General features: G+C 46.2%; 15 protein-coding genes. 7 read left to right on the forward strand and 8 right to left on the reverse strand.

Features of this window, described 5'->3' with window-relative positions:
• Positions 1 to 69: 69 nt before the first annotated feature.
• A complete protein-coding gene (pepQ, locus tag AC0L6N_RS21115; RefSeq protein WP_473477476.1) occupies positions 70 to 1,401 on the reverse strand; it encodes a Xaa-Pro dipeptidase in 1,332 nt (443 codons plus the stop codon).
• Between the two features lie 94 nt (positions 1,402 to 1,495).
• A complete protein-coding gene (locus tag AC0L6N_RS21120; protein WP_473477479.1) occupies positions 1,496 to 3,409 on the reverse strand; it encodes a lytic transglycosylase domain-containing protein in 1,914 nt (637 codons plus the stop codon).
• A 307-nt stretch (positions 3,410 to 3,716) separates the two neighbouring features.
• On the opposite strand from AC0L6N_RS21120, the gene fadB reads away from it, so the two are divergent.
• Both fadB and fadA read left to right on the forward strand, forming a co-directional pair.
• Positions 3,717 to 5,876: a fatty acid oxidation complex subunit alpha FadB gene (gene fadB, locus AC0L6N_RS21125; protein WP_473477481.1), complete on the forward strand. Its 2,160-nt coding sequence runs from the start codon at positions 3,717 to 3,719 to the stop codon at positions 5,874 to 5,876.
• 21 nt (positions 5,877 to 5,897) lie between these two features.
• A complete protein-coding gene (gene fadA, locus AC0L6N_RS21130) occupies positions 5,898 to 7,058 on the forward strand; it encodes an acetyl-CoA C-acyltransferase FadA (protein ID WP_473477484.1) in 1,161 nt (386 codons plus the stop codon).
• Positions 7,059 to 7,557: 499 nt separating this feature from the next.
• Here fadA and AC0L6N_RS21135 read toward each other — a convergent pair whose 3' ends face one another.
• Positions 7,558 to 9,513: a TonB-dependent receptor plug domain-containing protein gene (locus AC0L6N_RS21135; RefSeq protein ID WP_473481409.1), complete on the reverse strand. Its 1,956-nt coding sequence runs from the start codon at positions 9,511 to 9,513 to the stop codon at positions 7,558 to 7,560.
• A 468-nt stretch (positions 9,514 to 9,981) separates the two neighbouring features.
• Between AC0L6N_RS21135 and AC0L6N_RS21140 the strand changes: the two genes are divergently transcribed.
• A complete protein-coding gene (locus AC0L6N_RS21140; RefSeq protein WP_473477486.1) occupies positions 9,982 to 11,259 on the forward strand; it encodes an MFS transporter in 1,278 nt (425 codons plus the stop codon).
• Between the two features lie 74 nt (positions 11,260 to 11,333).
• Positions 11,334 to 11,831 (forward strand): hypothetical protein, encoded by a 498-nt coding sequence (locus tag AC0L6N_RS21145; RefSeq protein ID WP_473477489.1) that lies wholly within the window; start codon positions 11,334 to 11,336, stop codon positions 11,829 to 11,831.
• Positions 11,832 to 11,898: 67 nt separating this feature from the next.
• Here the strand turns inward: AC0L6N_RS21145 and AC0L6N_RS21150 are convergent, their stop codons facing one another.
• Positions 11,899 to 13,650 (reverse strand): FAD/NAD(P)-binding protein, encoded by a 1,752-nt coding sequence (locus AC0L6N_RS21150; RefSeq protein WP_473477491.1) that lies wholly within the window; start codon positions 13,648 to 13,650, stop codon positions 11,899 to 11,901.
• A gap of 413 nt (positions 13,651 to 14,063) precedes the next feature.
• Between AC0L6N_RS21150 and AC0L6N_RS21155 the strand changes: the two genes are divergently transcribed.
• The gene (locus AC0L6N_RS21155) at positions 14,064 to 16,643 is read left to right on the forward strand and encodes a CotH kinase family protein (RefSeq protein WP_473477493.1); all 2,580 of its coding nucleotides are present in this window, start codon (positions 14,064 to 14,066) and stop codon (positions 16,641 to 16,643) included.
• Between the two features lie 92 nt (positions 16,644 to 16,735).
• Here AC0L6N_RS21155 and AC0L6N_RS21160 read toward each other — a convergent pair whose 3' ends face one another.
• Entirely contained in the window at positions 16,736 to 17,626 is an 891-nt protein-coding gene (locus tag AC0L6N_RS21160) for a dienelactone hydrolase family protein (protein ID WP_473477494.1), read from the reverse strand.
• A 224-nt stretch (positions 17,627 to 17,850) separates the two neighbouring features.
• Positions 17,851 to 18,450 carry a TetR/AcrR family transcriptional regulator gene (locus AC0L6N_RS21165; RefSeq protein WP_011573144.1) on the reverse strand — a complete coding sequence of 200 codons (600 nt, stop codon included), beginning with the start codon at positions 18,448 to 18,450 and terminating at the stop codon, positions 17,851 to 17,853.
• Between the two features lie 149 nt (positions 18,451 to 18,599).
• Between AC0L6N_RS21165 and AC0L6N_RS21170 the strand changes: the two genes are divergently transcribed.
• Together AC0L6N_RS21170 and AC0L6N_RS21175 are read left to right on the forward strand one after the other, a co-directional pair.
• Entirely contained in the window at positions 18,600 to 19,334 is a 735-nt protein-coding gene (locus tag AC0L6N_RS21170) for an SDR family oxidoreductase (RefSeq protein WP_473477496.1), read from the forward strand.
• A gap of 354 nt (positions 19,335 to 19,688) precedes the next feature.
• A complete protein-coding gene (locus AC0L6N_RS21175; RefSeq protein WP_473477497.1) occupies positions 19,689 to 20,567 on the forward strand; it encodes an ADP-polyphosphate phosphotransferase in 879 nt (292 codons plus the stop codon).
• Positions 20,568 to 20,570: 3 nt separating this feature from the next.
• On the opposite strand, the gene AC0L6N_RS21180 is transcribed toward AC0L6N_RS21175, so the two are convergent.
• Positions 20,571 to 21,593, reverse strand: a complete 1,023-nt coding sequence (locus AC0L6N_RS21180) for a patatin-like phospholipase family protein (protein WP_473477499.1) — start codon at positions 21,591 to 21,593, stop codon at positions 20,571 to 20,573.
• 243 nt (positions 21,594 to 21,836) lie between these two features.
• Positions 21,837 to 23,033: a pyridoxal-phosphate-dependent aminotransferase family protein gene (locus AC0L6N_RS21185; RefSeq protein ID WP_473477501.1), complete on the reverse strand. Its 1,197-nt coding sequence runs from the start codon at positions 23,031 to 23,033 to the stop codon at positions 21,837 to 21,839.
• Positions 23,034 to 23,048: the final 15 nt, after the last annotated feature.

The following is a 23,048-nucleotide window of genomic DNA, read 5'->3' on the forward strand; positions in this document are numbered from 1 at the left end:
TTTTTGAATTCTGTTTTTATGTCAAGTTAACGCAAGGGGCAAGTCGCTACACAAGCCCCAGTAGCGAGCCTAGTTTAAGCCTAAATTTCGGGTCATATTTTCGTTTTTATCACGATGCACAATAATATTGTCTTCAATGCGAATACCGCCGAAAGGCCTAAACGTATCAACAACATCCCAGTTAATGAATTTAGATTTCTCTGTGCTTTTTAAATCCGCTAGTAAGCTATCAATAAAGTACAAACCAGGCTCTATGGTAAACACTTGGCGCGCTTCAATCATACGGGTCGTGCGCAAAAATGGGTGCTCAGCGGGTGGCGGATTAGGCGTGCCGCGATCATCCGCTACATGGCCAGCCACATCGTGAACCTGTAAACCCAAGAAATGTCCTATTCCATGGGGAAAAAAGGTACTGACTATTTGCTCGGCCAAAATATCGTCGGGAGACAGATTAACAATGTCAAACTGATGCAGTAATTGGGCAACTTGCGCGTGTGCGGCAATGTGTATATCGCTGTATGGCACACCTGGCTTCAATGAATCCGCTAAGCTTAATGTGACCTGATGCATGCCGTTAATTAATTCAGCAAAGTGACTGCTATTGGGGATACTCCCGTTGCAATAGGTGCGGGTGATATCTGCCGCATAACCATGAAAACTAGCACCAGCATCAATCAAAAACGAGCGTGACTCACTTGGGGCAACAACGTCTTGCTCCATGTAATGCAATATCGCGCTGTTCTCATTTAACGCCACAATATTGTTATACGGCACCTGGTTATCGCTTTGACGCACAGCAGCTAAATAGGCTTGATTGATATCGAACTCACTTTTACCGGCCTTGAAAGCCGCGGCTGCCGCGTTGTGCCCGGCCACCGCTAATGCGTTGGCTTGGCGCATACACACTAATTCATAGTCTGTTTTATAAGCGCGCTGGTAATGCAGATAGTTTAATACTCTATCAGGGTTCACTAAATCAAAGCCCAATGCTTTAGCCACTTCAATGTATTCACCGATGTAAGCGAAACGGCTTCTGTCATAAGGTAAGTGTTTCTCAACGGCATCAGCCTGAGTGAGCAGCACTACATCGAACTGTTCAACCCAAAAATCGTTAGGCTCGGGGGGGACTTTATGCCAGAAGTCTTTAGGACGATAAAAAATCAGTTTGGGCTTGTCACTGCCGTTTACGATCAGCCAACAATTTGGATTATCGATGACCGGTAACCATGCTTTAAATTGCGGGTTACATTTAAAGGGATAATTATTGTCATCTAAGAACATGCGTTTGGCTTGGCCAGAATGAATAATTAAGCCATCAATACCCTCGCGCGATAACGCTTCTTTGGTGCGGGATTGTAATTCTGATATGTGTTGCGGATAAAGTTCGGCTAGCTGCTGCATTTTTGTTGTCCATTGCCCTTGGGTGTTTCATCCTTTTACGTTACCACAACCCAGGATCACCGCGCTAGCTAGGGTTACTTGAGGCAACTAAAAGTTATTGCTGTATAGGGGCTATTTGCATGTCCACCAACTCTTTAAACACCTGACTGGGTTGGCCTAAGCGCTGGGCGTATATTTGTTTATAAGCCATTACGGCTTTTACATAGTTACGGGTTTCTTTGTAAGGAATCGTTTCCACCCAGATATCCATGGGTACGGCATCGCGCTCGGGTAACCAATCCAATACTTTGCGCCATCCGGCATTATAAGAGGCCGTAGCGAGTACCGGATTATTGTCCATTTTATCCATTAGGTAGCGCATGTATTGGGTGCCAAAAGCCACGTTCTGCTCAGGGTCAAATAGGCTGCTGCCGCCCACTTTCTTTTTGGCTAAGTAGTTAGCCGTGCCTGGCATAAGTTGCATCAGCCCCCGGGCGCCCGCGTGTGAATTAGCATCAGGCATAAACGAGCTTTCGCGGCGCACAATAGCAAAGGCCCATGCGGGGTCGACTTGGTTTTTGTTGGCACTGTTGATTAAGCTTTTATCAAAGGCGATTGGAAAGCGTCGCTCCAAATCGTCTAAATAGCCTACTCTGGCAAAAGTGAATATCGCTTGGTCATGCCACTTCCAGCTGTCTGCCAGTACGGCCGCCATCAAACTTTGTTGTTCGTTTAACCCTTGTTGTAAGTCGTACCATTCGCGCCTTGCACTCAAGCTTCGGTCAAGTTGCAAAAACTCATAGGCGCGTTTGGCTTGAGGCATATTGGCAACCTCTAATAATTGCTCAGGGCTAAAATTTAAGGTTTTGTCATGCAAGCTAGGCTGTTTAGCTAGTTTACCGCTGGCCATAAAGCCGTAGTAGTGACGTTGATCCGCTAATTTATTAAAGGTCTGTTGTGCTAAATCACCGGCTTCTAACTGCTCGTAAGTGCGGCCAAGCCAATATTGAAAGGCTAAATCTTGAGTGATGCCAGACGGGGCTGATTCAATTAATTCCAGCGCATGTTGCCAGTTGCCAAGGCGCAATACGTGGGCCAGATGCCAGCGAAATAACTCGATGTCGGTGGAATCTGCACTGGCTTTATCAAGCCACAAATCAGCTTGTGGGTGATCAGCAACCGCCAAAGCAATAGCGAAGCGCTCGGTCATCGCTTTGCGCTGGGGAGCGCTAAAAGCAAACCGTTTCTCTAGCGCGTACCAGCTTTTTAAGGCTAAATCAGGCTGACTAAACGCTAGGCGCTTTAAACCGTAAATCAGTATTTGGGTTTCTTTGCTGACTAACTTGTGAGGAAATTTCGAACTACGGCTCACGTAGCTAGCGTCGCGGCGCACCGCTAGCCACAAGTCAGCTAGATAGCGTTCGTTTTCTGGTAGCAATTTTTGTAAATAAGGCACCAGCGTGTGTTTGCCGCTAGTGGCAGCAAGTACTAAGCGCTGCCAAACCATGTCTTTGGTGAGTAAACCTTCTTTTTTCCATTCACGAAATACATAGTCACATTCCTTGGGTTGTGACTGACCCACAATCCATAATCTGGGTACTTCGGTCAACGCGACTTTGCGCTCAGCAGGGTCAGACAAGCGATATTCAACGTTTTTACACGCTAGTTGGGCGTTGCCGGTATTAGTATACGCGGCCAAAAATTCCGTTTTGCGTTGCGACTTGGCCAAATATTGCAGCCATTTTTTGCGTAATGAACGGTCCAGCGGGGTATTTTCATATTTCCCTAAGAAGGCTTCTATTTCTGGACCATTTTTTCTATTGATGTTGTTCATCAATGCTTTCAACTGGACATACGGTAGCAAAGGATAGTCTACTAATTGCGCAACCAGCCTTTGGTAATCAGCGCTTTGTGGGTTGTTAGCCAATGATTCTGCTTCGACGAAGATTTCACGCTGATGTTGTAGTTTTTGCTCTGCTGAAGAAAGAGTTGTCGTTGCTTGAGACGAAAAGCATACCAGCAGTAGCAACAGAATATGGAGAATACGCAGAATAACCCTGCCTCATTCGTTGGTTAAATAACTTCCATAAGATATCTGCAATCAGGGCTAGGGGACAACCTAAGTTTCAACATATTTAACTGGCATGACCAGTTGAATTATGGCAACGTACCCCAATTTGATAATTGTTATAAATTAGTTGTTGTTTTGATATTAAGATATTAACCAAATCGTTGCTTCACGATTGCACTGACAGCAGCGGAAAGTCGGTGATCGAAATCTAAACAGTCATACAGTTTAATACCCTCAATCCTGGCCAAAGCCAAAGGAGAAAATAATGATATATGAAGGCAAAAGCCTCAACGTAACGCTGTTGCCAAACGGCATTGCAGAGCTTGTATTCGATGCTCAAGGTTCGGTGAATAAATTCGATCGCCAAACGGTTAGCGAGCTTGACGAAGCGACTCAAGCCCTTAAAAGTCAGTCAGATGTGAAAGGGGTCTTGGTGCGCTCGAATAAGTCGACCTTTATCGTGGGTGCTGACATTACTGAATTTACTGGCTTATTCGATATGCCTGCTGAAGAAGTATTAACTTGGGTAGCGAAAACGTCTCAGGTGTTCGATAGATTCGAAGACTTACCTTTCCCGACGATTTCGGCTATTAATGGCTTTGCGCTAGGGGGTGGTTGTGAAATGACGTTAGCCTGTGACCTGCGTGTTGCAGACACCACAGCAGCCATTGGCTTGCCTGAAGTGAAATTGGGCCTTATGCCTGGTTTTGGTGGCACAGTACGTTTACCTCGCTTAATCGGCGCTGATAATGCGCTAGAGTGGATGACCACCGGCCGTGACCGCAAAGCGGCCAAAGCGCTAGCTGAAGGCGCAGTTGATGCCGTAGTTGCGCCTGAAAAATTGCATGACGCTGCCCTTAGCATGTTGCAAGACGCTATCGACGGGAAATTCGGTTGGGAAGCCCGTCGCGCCCAAAAGAAAGCGCCTCTTAAACTGAACAAAAATGAATCCATGATGAGCTTCTCAACAGCCAAAGCCATGGTATTCGCCCAAGCGGGTAAGCATTACCCAGCACCTCATGCCATGGTTGATACCGTTGCTAACGCAGCCCGTTTAGACCGCGCTGGTGCATTAGAGCTTGAAAACCAAGGATTCACCAAACTAGCGAAAAGCGATGCAGCGAAGGCCCAAGTGGGTATCTTCCTTGCGGATCAGTTAGTGAAAAGCAAAGGTAAAAAACAAGCCAAAGCCTCAACCAAAGACGTTAAGCAAACGGCCGTATTAGGTGCAGGTATCATGGGCGGCGGTATTGCATACCAGTCAGCTGTTAAAGGCACGCCGGTTATCATGAAAGACATTAACCAGGACGCATTGGATCTTGGTTTGAATGAAGCGGCGAAAATTTTAGGTAAAGGTATGCAGCGCGGTAAAGTGACCCCTGCTGTTATGTCCAACACTTTGAATAACATCGTACCGACCCTTGAATACTCAGCGATAAAAGACGTTGATTTGGTTATCGAAGCGGTTGTTGAGAACCCGAAAGTCAAAGGCATAGTGCTTAAAGAGACAGAGCAAAATGTGTCTGATGACACAGTGATTTGTTCTAATACTTCAACGATTTCCATTAACCAATTGGCAGAGAGCCTAGAAAAGCCTGAGCGCTTCTGCGGCATGCACTTCTTTAACCCAGTGCACAAAATGCCATTGGTTGAGATTATTCGCGGTGAAAAAACCACTGATGCGACCATTGCCACTGTGGTTGCAGCCACCCTGAAAATGGGTAAAACCCCGATTGTGGTTAACGACTGCCCTGGTTTCTTGGTAAACCGAGTGTTGTTCCCTTACTTCGCGGGCTTTAGCAAATTGGTTATGGACGGCGCTGACTTTGTAGCAGTAGACAAAGTCATGGAGAAAATCTTCGGTTGGCCTATGGGCCCAGCTTATTTACTTGACGTAGTAGGCATGGACACCGCCGATCACGCATCAAGCGTAATGGCCGATGGCATTCCAGAGCGTATGCAGAAAATTGACAACGATCCGGTTACCTTGTTGTACAAATCTGAGCGTTTAGGGCAGAAAAACGGCAAAGGTTTCTACAACTTCAGCCTAGACAAGCGCGGTCGCCCAGCGAAGAAAGCCGCTGACGAAGCGTACGAATTGTTTGCACCACATTGCGCCGACAAGCGTGACTTCGACGCGGATGAAATCATTGCACGGGTCATGATCCCAATGGCAAACGAAGCGATTCGTTGTTTAGAGGAAGGCATAGTAGGCAGTGCAGCAGAAGCTGACATGGCCTTGTTGTACGGCTTGGGCTTCCCTCCCTTTAGAGGCGGCGTGTTCCGTTACATCGAAACCATGGGCTTGGCTAACTTTGTAGCGCTAGCCGACAAATACGCGGATTTAGGTCCGATTTATCAGATTTCTGACGGCGTGCGCGAAATGGCCGCTTCAGGTAAATCTTATTTTTCTCAATCAGCCTAAATTGCACCAGAGGACAAGAACATGAAAGAAGTCGTAGTAGTCGATTGTATTCGTACCCCAATGGGGCGCTCGAAAGGCGGTATTTTCCGCAATGTACGTGCTGAAACCTTATCAGCGCACTTAATGAGTAAGCTGATAGAACGTAACCCCAATCTTGATCCAAACGAGATTGAAGACATCATTTGGGGTTGTGTACAACAAACCAAAGAGCAGGGGTTCAACATCGCTCGTAATGCGCAGTTATTAACTGACATTCCACGCAGTGTGGCTGCCGTAACGGTTAACCGTTTATGTGGCTCATCTATGCAAGCTTTGCATGATGCAACAAGCGGCATCATGAGTGGCCGCGGTGATGTGTACATGATTGGTGGTGTAGAGCACATGGGCCACGTACCCATGGACTTCAACATCGACTTTCACCCAGGCATTGCTAAAACCGCAGCTCGTGCCTCAGGCAGCATGGGCATGACCGCTGAATTGCTGGGACGTCAAAACGGTATCACCCGTGAAATGCAAGATGCATTCGGCGCACGTTCCCACCAAAAAGCTCATGCGGCAGCTGTTGAAGGTCGCTGGAATGAAATCGTAGCCACTGAAGGCCATGACGCTGACGGTATACTAAAACTGATTGATGCAGATGAAACTATTCGTCCTGACTCAACCACTGAAAGTATGTCTGGCTTGCGCCCAGTATTCGACCCAGTCAACGGCACCGTAACGGCTGGTACATCTTCAGCGTTATCAGATGGCGCATCAGCTATGTTGATTATGTCTGCTGATAAAGCCAAAGCACTGGGTTTAACCCCACGTGCAAAAATTCGTGCTATGGCGGTTGCCGGTTGTGATGCCGCTATCATGGGCTTTGGCCCAGTTCCTGCGACGCAAAAAGCCCTTAAACGTGCCGGCATGACAATGGCTGACATCGAATTGGCTGAGTTTAACGAAGCATTCGCAGCGCAAGCCTTGTCATGCATTAAGCAGTTAGGTTGGTTAGATACTTACGAAGACAAAGTAAACCTCAATGGTGGCGCGATTGCGCTAGGGCATCCGCTAGGCTGCTCTGGTTCACGTATCTCTACGACCTTGATCAACCTAATGGAAGCGAACGATAAATCCATCGGCTTAGCGACCATGTGTATTGGTTTAGGCCAGGGTATTGCCACTGTGTTCGAGCGCGTATAACGCGTGTTTTGATTCAGTATTAAGAAGGGCGCCAGATAGGCGCCTTTTTTTATGGCTTCGGCCTAAAAGCATACGCTTTGCTTATTTATGGTCTGCGGCCACAAAATATACGCAGCGCGTACCAGCATCCTTGCTGGGTATGACAAACCATCCTTGGTCAGCCAGTGACTTCTTTCCAACAGCTAAGAAAGAGTCACCAAGACAAAATGGTTGGGAACCATTTTGAACATCCGAAGGATGGTGCGAAGCATGAAGGGCATGGATAGCCCGAAATAAAGGCCGCCCTCCAGCAAGTCTCTATTCCCTGCGCGTCTTGACTGACGCTGGTTTAATTACAGGATGCCATAAGCAAAGCGCACAAGGCGAATTCGATACTGCACGCAGAACAGAGGTGTTTGAAAGCCACAATGTTCGCGAAGCGAATAGAAAGGCGTCAACGAGATCAGAAGGGGGGAAACAGCATTAACATACTGACAAGTTAATGCTGTTTCAAAAATAACTAGCTACCGAACTTCACTCTAACGCCTGCATTAGCAATAAAGCCGTCGTTTCTTGACCAGATGTCTGTGGTCCATTGGCCACTTGCTGCTCTGGATGGAAGTAACAGCGGGTGCTCGTCGGTTTGTTTTACATCTAACAGGTTTTCTAAATTAATAAACCAGCTGGCTCTGCCTACCGTGATTTCCCCCATGAGGCCTAAGTGCCAATAGGGATTCGATTCGTCTATGTACGGGTTGTCGTTCAGCCTTTGCTGACCTGTGTAATAGGCTTCAAAGCCGACCCTGAAGTTTCCGTGTTGCTCCCACATGGCAACAAAACCTGCGGAATGCCTTGGAGTGAGCGCGATCTCTCTTCTACCGCTGTTGTCCGGTGAAACTTCCGTTGCATCTAGGTATAGGTAGCTTGCGGTCAGTTTTACGTCGCGCCAATAATATCTTACTAATACTTCTGAGCCGCGGATCTGTGTTTCGCCTTCGGCGTTTACGAGTCTTACTCTGTCAAGTTCATTTGTGTTGTTCGATGAAAAGGCTTGTAACTCAGTCACGTTTTCAACATTAGAGCCAAATGCTGTCACGCTCGCTTCGATGCTCTCGAATCGATAGGTTACATCCAGTGATGCGGTTTCGGCCTGCTCTTCTTCCAAGTTTTGTAAGGGCTCGAGGCGTGATAAGCCAGCGGCTTCAATCTCTTCAACAAAAGGTGTCGGGGCAAAATAACCCTGACCATATGAACCCCTTATGGTTAAATCACCAGGGCGATATAACATCGATATTCTAGGGCTGAATTGCGTGCCGTATTCACTGTGCTCATCTAAACGGGCGCTTACTGAAGTAGTCAGTTGCTCATTCCATTCATAATCTAACTGAGTAAATATGCCGGGTACTTCGTAGGTATAATCGAATTCGTTATAGGTCTCAGAGGTGAACTGTTCTGTTTGGTAAGCTAAGCCCACTAGCCAGTCAGCAGCACCGCTATAACCGGCAATACTGCTTTCTAATAAGTAGCTTTCATGTTTGTCGTCTTCTGCCAGAACACCATAAGTATGATCGTGATCTTGCACCATAGCAGAGGCTCTGGCATTAAGGGTCAGCGTATCGAGCATCGGCATATTGAACACCAAGCCGCCATCAATACGCTGGGAGTCTTGGGTTTGTTCATAGGGGTTGCCGTCAGCAACGACTGCCCCAGGCATGGTGCCGCCTTCGCGCTGCTCGGTCATAAAACCTGCCGTCGCGTAGAGTGATTCACCGTTTTCACCTTCCCAAAACAATCGGGGGCGCGCAGTGTAGCGCTCGTAACTGGGCAGATCTATCCAACCATCATCGTCTATGTCTTCCTTGTTTTGATGATGAGCGCCTACTGTAAGAGAGCCTTTTACATCGTCACTTAGGGGGCTTTCCACATACGAGGTTAGGTCTTGCCCATTGCGCGTGGTTACATTGAGTAAGGCTTCGCCGTTGAGCGAATCTCCCGGCGTTCGAGATACGAGGTTAATTACCCCACCTAATGCTGAGCCACCATATAAGGAAGATGCGGAGCCCTTGATAATTTCAACCCGGCCAAGATCAGTCGGAGGAATTTGTAGTAAGCCAATGGATGATGCTTGGTTACCGTACAGGGGTAAACCGTCTGCCAGCAACTGAGTATAACGACCGTACAGACCTTGCAGCCGAATGTTTGCACTGCCAAGGGCAGGGGACGTGGTTTGGACTCGAACGCCACCTGTTTCTGCGACCAGCATTGAGATATTACCCGGGCGCATGGCCGCTTTTTCTTCTATTTCTTCTCTGTCGATAAGTTCCACACGTATAGGCTGGTCATCGGCGATACGCCCTGAGCGTGTGGCTTGAACAACAATTTTTTCAACCTGTTCGGTATGCTCATGTTCGTCTGAGTGAGCATCAATATTAAGATCGTTATTATGGGTGTCTTTCTTTTTTTCTGTGGTTTTCATTTCCTGAGCGTATTGCTCGGGTATTTGGTTGGGATGGGCTAGTGGTGCGTTAGTCGTATCAACGATTGGTTTCAACTCTTGGGCTTGAGTGAGTGGAGCAACGATAACGGACAAAACAAATGTACTAAAAATGGCGCGGGAGGGCATATAAACTTCTTGAATCAGCTAATAAAAATTTGGGCAATTCTAAAGGTTCTTGCCACTGGAAGGTCAAGCTAAAATGGATGCGCACTTATTATTTAAATTCGAGATAAATTAAAATGCTATCAACTTTTATGGGCACTAGAGGCAAGTTTGCTCCTCAATGCTGATAAAGCCTAGCCAATCAATCAATTCATTCTGGACTTCATATGCCGAAACCACCACTATGTGGCTCTTCAATATTTCAACGCTCTCAACTTGCTTGAGCCTGTGTTTGCAACTGTCACTGTCGGTGGCTTAAGCTAAATTTTCGAATTGGATCGCGCTATGCCGACCTTGCTACAGTCTATGTTTTCCTTGTTGTTTTCAGCCGCTATTTTGCTCGTTGGCCATGGCCTGCAACTTACAATCGTGCCTCTTTATGCAATAAGTTTAGGGTGGGAGCCGGATTTAATTGGTTATATCGGCTCAAGCTACTTTCTTGGTTTTGTGCTGGGGTGTTTAACGGTTCCCCGTCTAGTCGCCCGGGTAGGTCATATTCGGGTGTTTACCGTATTAATTGCACTTTTTACGGCTTCACTGTTATTTATTGGTTTAGTTGATCATTTTGTGCTTTGGCTACTCGCCCGCTGTCTTATTGGTTGGGGCATTGCGGGCATTTATATGGTCATTGAAAGCTGGCTTAATGATAAGACGAGTATCGAGCACCGAGGTAGCGTACTTTCTGTGTATACCGTGATCTCGCTTTCAGCTATCTGCGTGGGGCAGTTATTGGTTGGCTTTGAACTTGGTTATGCTGGCTTATTTATGTTGGCGGCTGCGTTACTGGTATTGGGTATTGTACCCGTGGGCCTAACTAGGCGGGCTGCTCCGCAGCCTATACCAGCTGTTAGCTTCAGTTTCAGACGTTTATTTGCTGTATCGCAAGTGGCCATGGTGGGAGCGTTTTTTGGTGGGCTAGTGACCGGTGGTTTTTGGGCGTTAGGGCCAGTGATAGCGGATGCCAATCAGTTAAGTGCAGGGCAAGTGGGTGTGTTTATGGCGGTGACGATATTAGGCGGCACAGCATTGCAATTGCCTGTTGGCCGTTTATCTGACCGGATAGACAGGCGCTATGTGATAACTGGTTTGGCCGTTGTTGCGGTATTAACCAGTATTGCCGCCATTATGCTTGATAGCCGCTCGCCTGAAGTGATTTATGTGACCATGTTTTTGTTAGGCGGTTTGAGCTTTCCACTTTATTCCCTGTGCTTAGCTCATGCCAATGACAATACAGACCTATCCATTATGGAAGTGGGTAGTGGGGTGCTGATGATGAATAGCGTGGGCAGTATTCTTGGGCCCCTTACTGTTTCTTTTTTGTTGGGGTATACCCATATGGCACTGTTTGTAGTGTCGGGTGTGGCGCTGTCGATTTTGGCTTGCTGGACCTTATATCGTATTCGCTTCCACGATGTCACGAGAGAGCATTACGAGCCGTTTGTAAATATGCGAAATACCACCCAAGAAGTGGTCGAAATGGGCTTAGAAAGTGAAGAGCCTGAAGAGCCATTGAATACGAAAGTCGAGACGATAGAGGCAGGCGAGTCGCTCAGCAAGACATGATGGTGGAGTTCACTTTCACGTTTCGATAAAGTTTGATGGGTGTTTATTGTGCACTAATGATTAGGGATGAAGATATGAGATTATGGACAGCATTGTTAATACTATTGTTGGCGGGTTGCAGCAGTACTTCTCAAAATAGCGGTAATTCACAGCGCCAACCTGCGCAATTTGGCGACGAGAGCGCAACCACAGATACCATGGCGTATCGCAACTTGGCCGCTGTTATTTACCCAAAATCTTTTGAGACAGGGGGTGTTTTCAAAGTGAAAGCAACAGGTCGTCTTGAGGGGCGGGTGTTTTTAAATACCGAGTACGATTACCGCGACCCAAGAAATATTACAATTGTGCTCTCACCTGAAATCGCTACCGAGTTTGAAAAAAAGCATGAAATGTCGCCTGAAGCTTACTTCTTGAAAAAGCGCGTTCTGGTAAAGGGGCAACTCGTTCAAGTGAAGATTTGGTTTAGTTCAAACGGTAAGCGCAGTAACAAGTATTACTACCAAACCCACATGCGCGTCGCTTCAATGGACGACATAAACCTAGTGAGTACCACGGCAGCGAATGCTGGTTAGTACTTTCCTAGCCCGTGGTGCTTCTGTCCTTTGTGATTTCATTGTCTAAATACCGTGGATTACACCGTTAACTAGCATAGTGTTGAGGCCGTTCAGCGCAGAGCTTTTCCACTATGATAGTGGACACCTGTTCGCAAAAATCGAAGCCTGAATAGTCTGGATTAAAACCACTGATAAATGGCACCGCCATCATAAAATAACGTTCGCTTGGTTTGCCAGTGGCTAAAATGGGCTGGTAAGCATCGTTTATTGCAAAGCCTTTTAGTGTTAAGTAGTACTCACCGTCTGCACCTATGCTGACATTGTCTCGATCAACACGCTGCTGTTTTTGCCCATGCGCTTTCTCTTTGAAGCGTACACAAGCGGGCAGTACTGGTTCGGCCTCAAACATTGAGGTAAAGGGGAAGTCAGCCATGGGTAAATGCTTCTGCCCGGTGCAATCAACGAAAATCCGATATTGCTCTGTGACTGATTGCTTCGCACTATTTTCATAGTGATACATAAAACAATGGTCGCCTTCTATTTGCACGTTGCTGTTCGTATCGACAGAGATAATCTCAAGCGCTTTGCTTTCGTATAACGCTAAGAGTTGTACCGCCGAGGCTTGGGGAATATTGGCTATCATTAAGCCTATCAAGGGCAGTAATTTTTGCTGTAAGCGAAGTGTATCTTCGCCAGAGAGGTATTTGGCTGGGTGGTTTATGGTGAAACTGAGCAAGGCAAGAACTTCCTTCCATTGCAGGGTTTTCTCATGTTTGATGGATTGCTCAGCCTGAATACATTCAATTTTAAACAGGGTAAACGGGTCGAAAGCCTTTCTCGATTCAAGCATCCAGTCGGTGAATTGCTCTAAGTTCTTATTAGCTATTTTCTGGTAAAAAGTGTTGTCACGCTTTGCAAGCACCTTCTTGAAATTATGCTCGAAGGTGAAATCTAGGCTCAAAAAACCGTCGTTTTCAGCCCTATGCTCAGCGATTTGCTGTTCGCTCAGCATGCCTTCTTCAGACACTAATGGATCGTCTAAATGAAAGCGTATGTTAGGTAATAGACCATCCAGTGAGTGCATCACTATTTTAAAATCAGGCACGTCCTGTGCTCGTTTGAATTTTAGCTTCTCTTGGTCGTGATAAAAGTGCCCATTGGCTTTACTTAGAGTACGAATTGCATCAATCGCCGTCAGCGAACTGCCTTTTAACGCCACAGCGTGATTGTATTTATGTTGCAATTTAATGGGCGGGTAAGGCGAGTCAAAATAGCCAGCGACATTTCCTTCGTTCCTGCGCGGCCATGCATGACCAGTACAGATAATGACTTTATGGAATCCTTTTATCCACCCAGACACGGTATGTACATCGCTGGTTTGACTGTTTGTGCTGGGCTTGATATCTAAAACTTCACTGTTTACATGCAGATTAATATTTAGGCCATTGTTCGCACCCTTGTGTATAAGCGCGTCAAACTGAGCGTTTAGATAGTCGCCAAAGAGAAGCCTCGGGATAACATGTTTGACATGTAAATTGGCTTTATCGATGTCGTGGCGTGCGAGGTAAGCGTGACTTTGCTTACCTAACCACTGGGCTAATGTCTCATCAAATGGGGCTAATTCGTCTGAAGATATATTAGTAATGTGCTCAGCCGATGCGCCTTCTTCGCTGTATGGCATTCCTTTGCCTAAGGAAGAATTACGCTCAAAAATATCAATACTAAATCGGCTCGCCCCATGGCTTTGTTCTTGACGTAGTTCGCTGGAAAGTAATTTTTTAATAATAGTCAGAGCACTAGGGCCTCCGCCTATCAACGCAATACGAATTTTACTCATGTGCTTGCCTCAAATCTTAAGGGGAAACATTGGTCAGAAAATATTGATGTAGCACGAGACATGCCGAAGGTTTGATTACCTAGACAGTTTTTTTCTTTATTAATCAAAGGTATAAGAAGCACTATTGGCTTCGAGAGCGGCTATAAGCACTTTAATTTTTTTAATGTGTAAAAAGCTTGAGTCGATGAGAAATTGTTACAAGCATTTTATCCTTGGAGGAGTCATTGATATTGACCGTTGTGGCTGCTACAAAGACCTTTGTATCATTTGTCTCCCGCTAAATATTTATTGTTTATTTTAACACTTTATTTCCACACCAAATTGCACTGAATCTCCTTTTTTCCTGCACTGTGACTACGCACTTATGAGATAAGTTTATGCGATTAATGCACTTTTACATCGGAGATACGTTCATGCAGTGGACCACCCTAAATAAGCTTTTTCTCATGCTAGTGATTACGAGCACGCTTAGCGCTTGTGGGTCGTCGGAATCCTCGTCAGACAGCACGGTCAGTGACGATATAGTTCAAGATGATACGACTACAGATGACACTGCAACCGCTGCGCTAGTGGTGAATGAAATTGTGGCTTCAGCTACAGATGACGGCAATGATTGGATAGAACTTTATGCCAATTCAGATATTGCTGATTTGTCGATTTACAGCTTAGTTGATGATGATGCGGACCATGAACCCCAGGCGTTGCCTGGGGTGTCTCTAGCAGCGGGTGACTTTGTCATTATTCAAGCGATCGATGAAAGCGATACGCCCCCTGATGGCGGGTATTATGTGACCTTTAAATTGGGCGGCGATGACGCGGTTTATCTGTATGAGAGCGATACACTGATCAGCCAATTAGATTGGCAAGACGGTGAGGCCGAAGAAGGCTACAGCTATGGTCTGTATATTGATGGCACAGGCAGTGCGCAAACCATGTTGCCCACGCAAGGCGCCGTCAATGAAGAGTTAACTGAAGATGTCGTGGTGGCAGATACGGTTGTTAACAACGACGCTCAGCTACGTATTAATGAAGTTGTTGCTAAAGACGAGAGTGGTGGTTACGACTGGATAGAGTTTTATGCAGCAGGCGACGACGCTGTTTTCTTGGGAGATTATTCCGTTAGTGACGAAGGGGGGGAGTTATTCTCATTGCCTGATGTAACCATTGCGCCGGGGGAATTCTACCGAGTGTATGCCACTACCGATGAACTAGACGATTTTGCTACGGTTGACTTCAAACTAGGCTCATCTGATAAAGTCAGCTTGTTTCTTGATACAGATTTAATTGACCAACTTAGCTGGGATAGCGGCGAGGCGCTAATTGGGTTTAGTTATGGTCGATATCCAGATGGCAGCGATGCAACGGCTACCCTCGCGCCTACGCCTGTGGCAGCCAACAGCTCAGCTAGTCATGGCCCATTGGTCATCAACGAAGTCGTGGCCTCGGCCGAAGATGATGGCAATGACTGGTTTGAATTATATAACAACAGCGCTGACGCGATCTTATTGAGTGACTATCAAGTACTGGACAGCAGTGACGATATCGACCCGATTACGTTGCCTGACATTCTATTAGCAGCGGGCGCACGCATTGTGATCTACGCGACAGATGAAGACCCAGGCAGTGATTATGTGCCCTTTAAATTAGGCAAAGAAGATGAGCTCAGCCTAATTAAGAATAATGAAACCGTGGATTACCTCGAATGGCAGGAAAGTGATGTATCACTAGGATACAGTTATGGGCTAACAACCGACGGAGGCTGGGCAATCAACACGCTGGCTGTCACGCAAGGGACGGCCAATCAACTGCCTGATATTTACGCCAAAGATGTAGTGGAATCTATTTATTTTGAAATCGACGAAGACCAGTGGCAAGACTTACTGGATAATGCCTTAGATGAAGAGTATCACCTTACATCGGTGACTTTTAAAGGCGTAACGCTGGATGAAGTCGCGATACGCACTAAGGGTAATTCAAGCCTGCAATCTGTTTACCAATCGAATAGCGAGCGCTTTAGTTTTAATATAGATGTGAATGAATACGTGAGCGGCCAGAAGCTGTTGGGCATGAAAAAGTTTGTGCTCAATAATATGTACAATGACCCATCTTATATGCGCGAGTATATAGCCTACGAATTGATGGACGAAATGGGCGTGTCAGCCCCTGATCATAGCTACGTTAATGTGTATGTGAATGGCGAATTGAAAGGACTGTATTTGCTGGTGGAGTTTGTCAATGAGCAATTTCTTGCTAAGCATTTCAGTAATGCGAATGGCGATTTATACAAACCCGATGGTACAGGTAGTGATTTACAATATATCGATGACAACTTTTCGAGTTACAGCGGTGTGGAATTAAAGACTAACGAAGACAGTTCAGACAATGGCGCATTTATGGACTTCGTATATGACATGGAATACAGCGATGGGTTAAGTGTGATTGACCAAGATTCTGTGCTGCGTTATTTATCCGTTAGCGTGTCGTTATCGAACCTTGATAGTTATCACGGCTCGCTGGCGCATAACTATTATATCTATGATCAAGATAACGTTTTTACTATGTTGCCTTGGGATTTAAACGAATCGTTTGGTTCTTTTAGTCAAGGATGTAACAGTGCTGATATTCGTGAATTGTATATCGATGAGCCCACTGACGGTGCCCTTGCTGATAAACCTCTAATTGCACGTGCATTAGCGAGCAGTGATAACTTAGATACCTACCATGGTTACTTAAATCAACTCATTAATGGGCCACTCTCTAGCAGTGAATTTGCTGAGCGGGTAGCCAATATTGATACACTGATTAGTGAACATGTGGCTAATGATCCGAGCGCTTTTTATTCATTTTCTGAATATGAGCAAAATCAGACCTCTACCGTGGGACGCTTTTACGGATTAACCTCTTTTATAAGCTATCGCACAGCGAATATGACGCAACAGTTAAATGGCAGCATTGCATCAGCTGGGGACGGTAATGGGTTTTGTAGCCGATAATTCGTTATTGGTTTGCGTTGCACGTTCTGTAACTCGGTGCACGCAGATTGCATGCACCGAGTCACCGTTTTTACTTTGCCCATGTGTTAACGCTATGCCAAGTTTGTTTTGAAGAAATCCACTGTGCGAGACCAAGCAAGCTCTGCTGCTTCAGGGCTATAGCGGCTGGTGGAGTCATTGTGAAAACCATGTTGGGTGTTTGGATATATATGGACGTTGTAGGTGACATTATTGGCTTTAAGTGCAGCTTCATAATCAGGCCAAGTCGCGTTGACGCGACTATCGTTTTCTGCAAAGTTGAGTAGAAGCGGGCCTTTGACTTGGCTGACTAAGTTGTCAGCGGCCGGGGTCCCATAAAACGGAACAGCAGCGCTAATAACGTCAGGTATTTTAGCTGCTAAAAAGTTACTGATGTAACCGCCAAAACAAAAACCTACTACGCCTATTTTATCCGTCGTTTTTTCGTGTTGCTTAATAAATTTGGCCGCTGCAATAAAGTCATTTTCAATTTTTTCACGCTCCATACTGCGCTGCATTTTTTTGCCCTCATCGTCATTTCCAGGGTAACCGCCCAGAGGGAATAATGCATCTGGGGCAAACGCAATAAACCCTTCTTTCGCTAATCTGCGTGCAACGTCTTTTATATAAGGGTTCAAGCCGCGGTTTTCATGCACCACTAGCACCGCTGGTGCGGGCTTGAGCATATCACTTGGCACCACTAAATAACCTTGGCCTGTGCCGTGTCCTTCGGGCGAATCAAATTTTTGGTAGCTGGCAGTAATCGCTTCATCGTTGAATGACACTTGCTCGGCTAAGGCGTAATTGGGGGTCAATGCACCGCTTAGCGTGCCTATGCTCAATCCCGCGACTGACAATGAAGCCAAACGGGACATAAATGTTCGTCTGTCCATGTCGCCATGGGCGTATTCGTCATACCAATCAAAGGCTTGTTGTGGGATGTGTTTAGGGTCGATATGTGACATGGATCTTCTCCGGTAGATGAGCAATGTAAGCCTTTGCCAGCCGTTATTTTGAAGCTTAACTATCTGCCCATAAGAACTACAATTCAAGCTGCATTAGAGGCAATGCTTGGGATAACTGTGTTGAAATGTAACGCCAGAGTAAGATCTATTAAAAATGAAGGATAGCTTTCTTCCTTCTGCTCTGCTGTGGCTAGTGACCAGCCTAATCCCTCGTAAGCGGGTCGTTAAGATACGAGCCCGATGCCGCGTAGGCTATGTTCGATTACGTCTTCTAACTCACTTAATGTAACGCCAGCTCTTGCCATTGAGGCCGTGCCTCTAAGTGTCGTAATGATACATAAAGCGATACTGGCTGCGCGAGTGTCTAAGCCAAGGGCGATTGCTTCTGGGTCCGTGGTGAAAATATTGATTAATTCTTCTTGAATTTTATTGCCTGCCTCAATCAACAAATTACTGGGAAGCTCAGGGATATCGCCACCGGCAATTTCAGATTGGCACAAGAATATGTAACACCCTTTTGGATCGCTCGGGGTGCATTGCTCGCTGACCACAGACACCATATAGTTTTTTATGCGCTTATCTAACGACACGCCGGCCTGATGCAGATAAACAAAGTGCGGCATGGCATTTTGTTCGATGTATCTTTGCGTCGCTTTTAAGAACAAGGCTTCTTTGTTACCGAATGTGCGATACATGCTGGGCTTATTGATCCCCATACTTTGGGTAAGTTCAGCCAAAGACGCACCAGCGTAGCCTTTCTTCCAAAAGACGCCCATAGCTGACTCAAGTGCCTTTTCATCGTCAAAAGTACGTTTACCACTCATCGCTATGAACCTCGCAAAAATGAATCTAGGGATCTATTTGACGTATGTTACCGATCGGTATAACATTAATCAACGTTACCGATCGGTACAACTTTAAATACTTTTTTAAATACTTTTTAAAGTACTTAGTACATCAACAGGAGCAAACAATGACTGATTCAATTCAAGGTAAAGTAGCACTCGTCACAGGCGCAAATCGCGGAATTGGTAAAGCAATCGTCGATTCACTTATCGAAAATGGGGCAACTAAGGTTTATTTAGCGGTACGCAACCCAGAATCAACCAAAGACATCGAAGCGCAATACGCTGGTAAAGTTGTCACATTGACTGCCGATGTAGCCGATACCGCATCAATTCAGCGTTTGGCTACTCAAGCCAGCGACGTTGAAATTTTGGTTAATAACGCGGGTATTATGCACGTGACTTCACCTCTGGCTGAAAATGCAGAAGAGTCATTGATGGAGCAAATTAACGTGAACGTGTTTGGTTTGATGCGCGTTGCCAATGCATTCGCTGAAACACTAGAGCGCAATAAAGGCGTATTGGTTCAGTTGAATTCTATCGCATCAATCAAAACCTTTGGAGACATTGCCACTTATTGTGCATCTAAAGCAGCTGCGTATTCGATCACCCAAGGCTTAAAAGACAAGTGGGCTGATAAAGGTATTCGTGTACTAAGCGTACACCCAGGGCCAATTGGTACAGAAATGGGGGATTCAGCAGGCTTCGAAGGTGCGCCTGATGCAACTGTAGTAGCACAAGCCATTGTTGCTGCACTTGAAAGCGGTGACTTCCACTCGTTCCCTGACCCAGTGGCGAAGCAGCTTGAAGCAGCCTACCAAAGTTATTCCGATGCGATTATCACCAGTGACTTATCTTTATAAGTGCTTAACTTAGGGCGGATATTACCCGCCTTATGCTCTTGAGCTGGGTGCAACACCCAGCTTTTTAGTTCTCTGTGAAATATTCCGTGGTAATTTTTCTCAAACTTTAATCGCGTGCTTCGCCTTCACCCTCATCTTTAAGCCTTTCTCTCATTTCTTCTTAACGTCACCGTAAGCGTCCTTTTGGAATAGGCTAGTGAGCTTATTTTCTTTGGTCTATCTAATTGACACGGCTCTTTATAGGGCACAAGGTAAGGACGATATTAATACCAACTCCTTTAAATTCTCGCTGAGTGGCTAATTATTCGATGGCGTTGGTATAAGGTAATTCGATGCTGATAAATAAGGGAAAAAATGAAAGTTAACCCAAGAGATTTTAAAGCACCCCAGGGGGAGTCGTGTGATTTGAGCCAGCGTCCCACCGCTGTTGCCCCTTTGTATACGTCCAAAGCGCATTATAAACAGAAGCTCAAAAAGCAAATCGGTAAAATGAGTGATTTGCAGCGCATGTTATACGCTGCTAATGAGCATTCGGTGTTGATCATTTTTCAGGCCATGGACGCAGCGGGTAAAGACAGCTCAATTCGTCATGTCATGTCGGGTATTAACCCTCAAGGTTGCCAAGTACATAGCTTCAAACACCCTAGTCAGAATGAGCTAGAGCACGATTTTTTGTGGCGTTCGAACCTAGCGTTACCGGAGCGGGGACGTATCGGGATTTTCAACCGCTCATACTATGAAGAAGTGCTAATTGCCCGTGTGCATCCTGAAATTTTGCACAGCCAACACATCCCTGATGAAGCAATGCACAAAGAGCATATATGGCGCGAACGTTTCCGCTCGATCAATGATTTAGAGCAGCACTTGACGCGAAATGGTACGCGCATCATTAAGTTCTTTTTGCACTTGTCTAAAGAAGAGCAGCGCAAGCGCTTTCTAGCCCGTATCGATAACCCAGATAAAAACTGGAAATTCAGCGATGCCGATATACAAGAGCGGGAGTTTTGGCCGCAGTATATGCACGCCTACGAAGATTGTATTGGCTCCACTACCAGCAAAGAGGCCCCTTGGTATGTGATCCCAGCGGATGACAAGCGTAACGCACGCCTGATCATCGCCAAAACCATAGTAGAAACCTTCGAATCATTGGATATGCATTACCCAGAAGTGGATGAGCAGCGCAAACAAGAATTGCAACGTATGCGCGGGTTGTTAGTGGCGCAAGCCAAATAATCCTCACCCTGGTTTATATTGAATGGGCTGCCCCGTATTTGCATCAATCCTGTCGAGGGAGGGCCCGTCATAACTATTGTTAAGCAGCTCGACCACGGCTTCACCATACTGGCTATACCAAAAATCCCCCATGCCTTTTAAGCGCTTAATATTGGTTTGGCTAATGTCATCCATGGCATCATCGGGGGCTTTGGCTAAACCGGGTTGAGTGCGCATTTCAGCGTTAACGCGGATATAACTTCCAGGTGGTGTAATGGTTATTGCCTGATAAGCGACGACTTTTTCATCTGATAACACATCAATAATGCAGCCTTTTAGCATCCATTGTAGTGCTCCCCAACTACGCGAATCAGGTCCATTAATTTTGCGTGTTTGGGTACCGGTACCAATCGACAGCACGCGTCTATTGGCATCTGGCCATAACCGGCATGCTTCGGCAATAGCACACATAGTTGGGTTGTTTGCTACTACGCCGCCATCAATTAACCATGTTTGTTCGTTATCCGGGGGGAGGTTCATGACTTGGGTGGGAAAATAGGTTGGCCCTGCGCTTGAAGCATCAGCCACTTGATACGAAAGTAAGTTTTGAAATTCGCTACGGGTTGATTTAATTATGTGCGGGCGATGTTTCTCGACACCATAGGTTATAGCAAGTATATGCTTCCCCTCGGGCACATCTTTTATTTTTGCCTGACCGAGGGACTTTTTAAGAATGTCAGTTTTACCCTTGGCTTCATATTTAGGCGCGTTGATGCCGTCTAGTTCAAATGCGCCGCGGTTTTCGATAAAGATTTTTTTCGCGTTCGCGTAGCTATACAGCTTATTAATATCTTGTATGTCCATGTCGGTGGTGGCAAGTGCTAAAGCGATAAGGCTTCCCGTACTGGTACCCGCATAAAAATCCACGCAATCTCGTAGGGATTTTTGATGTTTTTCTTGAAGGGCGTTTTCGACATGGGTTAAAAATTGCGTTGTGGCTGCGCCGCGAATACCGCCGCCATCCAGTGAAAGTATCAACTTAGACATACTGTTCTCCTTTATTTTCGCCTAATAGCATTGTTAATGAGTCCGTTTTAACACAAGGGAGGCACAGCAAAATGACAGTCAAAATTAGCACTCCCTTTGTCTATTTAAGCATAGATGAATTTACATCAGTTGAGAGCCGCAGAGGGAGGCTTTTAAGAGGAGGTGCAAAGCAACAGCGTATCGCTTTGCACCTACCCGTTAGAGGGTGTTGTTAACGGGTTATATCGTTAACGCGCCATTTTTCTAACGCATATTGTCTAGAGTGCTTTCGAGTGCGGCCATACCGGTAGGCAAATCTAATTTGTGACCTAAATCGATAAAGGCAGAGCCTAGTGCATGAATGGTGCGGAACAAGTTATGAGTACGGCACTGTTCACCCATTTGCCCTATGCGCACAATATTCGGCCCAAACGAGCCGGATATCTCAACTCGATAGCGGTTTGACATCGTACTTAGTACATCTTTGCCGACGATGTTTTGCGGTAAGCTGATCCCCACCACTGATGCAAGACGCGCATGTGGCTCCACGTATAATTCTAGCCCCATGCCTTCGACTGCTGCTTGCAGCGCTTTTGAACAACGTTCATGGCGGGCAAATCGCACCGGTAAGGTTTCTGTGCACACCAAACGTAGCGCTTCATGAATAGCTAAAATACCGGATACGGGCGCGGTGTAGTGATAAGACTTTTTGTACCAGAATTGGTGGCCTAATTTCGCATCAAGGCACCAGTGTCGCAGTTGGTCGGTGCGTGATTCAATAAAGGCCCACGCTTTCTCTGAAAAACCCACTAAAGATATGCCAGGAATACACGACAAGCCTTTTTGGCCGCCAGTGATCACAGCATCGATACCCCAATCGTCCATGTCTAATGCCATCGTGCTCAGTGTGCAAACTGCATCGACAATGACCATACAGTTATGCTTTTTGGCTACGCGGCAAATCTGCTCTAGCTCGGCATTATGCACGGTATTTGAGGTTTCGCCCTGCACTATGGTCAATACGTTGGGTTGGGTACGAATGATATGCTGTTCGATGGCTTCGGCACTCGCCGCCTGACGCTCATCGATCAGGATCTTGGTCACATCAGCTTGTAAACGCCCAGCCATTTCAGCTAAGCGGCTACTAAAAAAACCGTTACAGATGCTAAGCACTTTATCGCCAGGGCGAACTAAATTCGCTACTGCCATTTCCATAGCAGCTGACCCCGGGCCTGCGACGCCTAAAATCAAGCCGTTTTCAGTTTGAAAAACATAGCGCGACATGACTTTAACTTGTTCGATAATTTGCGCCATGGTGTCGCCGAGATGGTTGATCACTATGCCATTCGCCGCCGCTACTTTGGCCGGAATAGGTACCGGACCTGCCCCCATCATCAGTAAGGGTTCATCGGGTAAAATGTTATCTAGCGAAATAATTCCTTGTGGCACACAAATCGACACTGGGTCTCCTGAGTC

The organism is Paraglaciecola sp. G1-13 (assembly GCF_055809255.1).

What these genes read in the sequence shown, in the direction of transcription:
- AC0L6N_RS21180 (WP_473477499.1), bottom strand. Translation starts at nt 21,593, where the DNA reads ATGTCTAAGTTGATACTTTCACTGGATGGCGGCGGTATTCGCGGCGCA.
- AC0L6N_RS21150 (WP_473477491.1), bottom strand. Translation starts at nt 13,650, where the DNA reads ATGAGTAAAATTCGTATTGCGTTGATAGGCGGAGGCCCTAGTGCTCTG.
- AC0L6N_RS21165 (WP_011573144.1), bottom strand. Translation starts at nt 18,450, where the DNA reads ATGAGTGGTAAACGTACTTTTGACGATGAAAAGGCACTTGAGTCAGCT.
- AC0L6N_RS21155 (WP_473477493.1), top strand. Translation starts at nt 14,064, where the DNA reads ATGCAGTGGACCACCCTAAATAAGCTTTTTCTCATGCTAGTGATTACG.
- AC0L6N_RS21175 (WP_473477497.1), top strand. Translation starts at nt 19,689, where the DNA reads ATGAAAGTTAACCCAAGAGATTTTAAAGCACCCCAGGGGGAGTCGTGT.
- fadA (WP_473477484.1), top strand. Translation starts at nt 5,898, where the DNA reads ATGAAAGAAGTCGTAGTAGTCGATTGTATTCGTACCCCAATGGGGCGC.
- pepQ (WP_473477476.1), bottom strand. Translation starts at nt 1,401, where the DNA reads ATGCAGCAGCTAGCCGAACTTTATCCGCAACACATATCAGAATTACAA.
- AC0L6N_RS21170 (WP_473477496.1), top strand. Translation starts at nt 18,600, where the DNA reads ATGACTGATTCAATTCAAGGTAAAGTAGCACTCGTCACAGGCGCAAAT.
- AC0L6N_RS21145 (WP_473477489.1), top strand. Translation starts at nt 11,334, where the DNA reads ATGAGATTATGGACAGCATTGTTAATACTATTGTTGGCGGGTTGCAGC.
- AC0L6N_RS21140 (WP_473477486.1), top strand. Translation starts at nt 9,982, where the DNA reads ATGCCGACCTTGCTACAGTCTATGTTTTCCTTGTTGTTTTCAGCCGCT.
- AC0L6N_RS21160 (WP_473477494.1), bottom strand. Translation starts at nt 17,626, where the DNA reads ATGTCACATATCGACCCTAAACACATCCCACAACAAGCCTTTGATTGG.
- fadB (WP_473477481.1), top strand. Translation starts at nt 3,717, where the DNA reads ATGATATATGAAGGCAAAAGCCTCAACGTAACGCTGTTGCCAAACGGC.
- AC0L6N_RS21135 (WP_473481409.1), bottom strand. Translation starts at nt 9,513, where the DNA reads ATGAAAACCACAGAAAAAAAGAAAGACACCCATAATAACGATCTTAAT.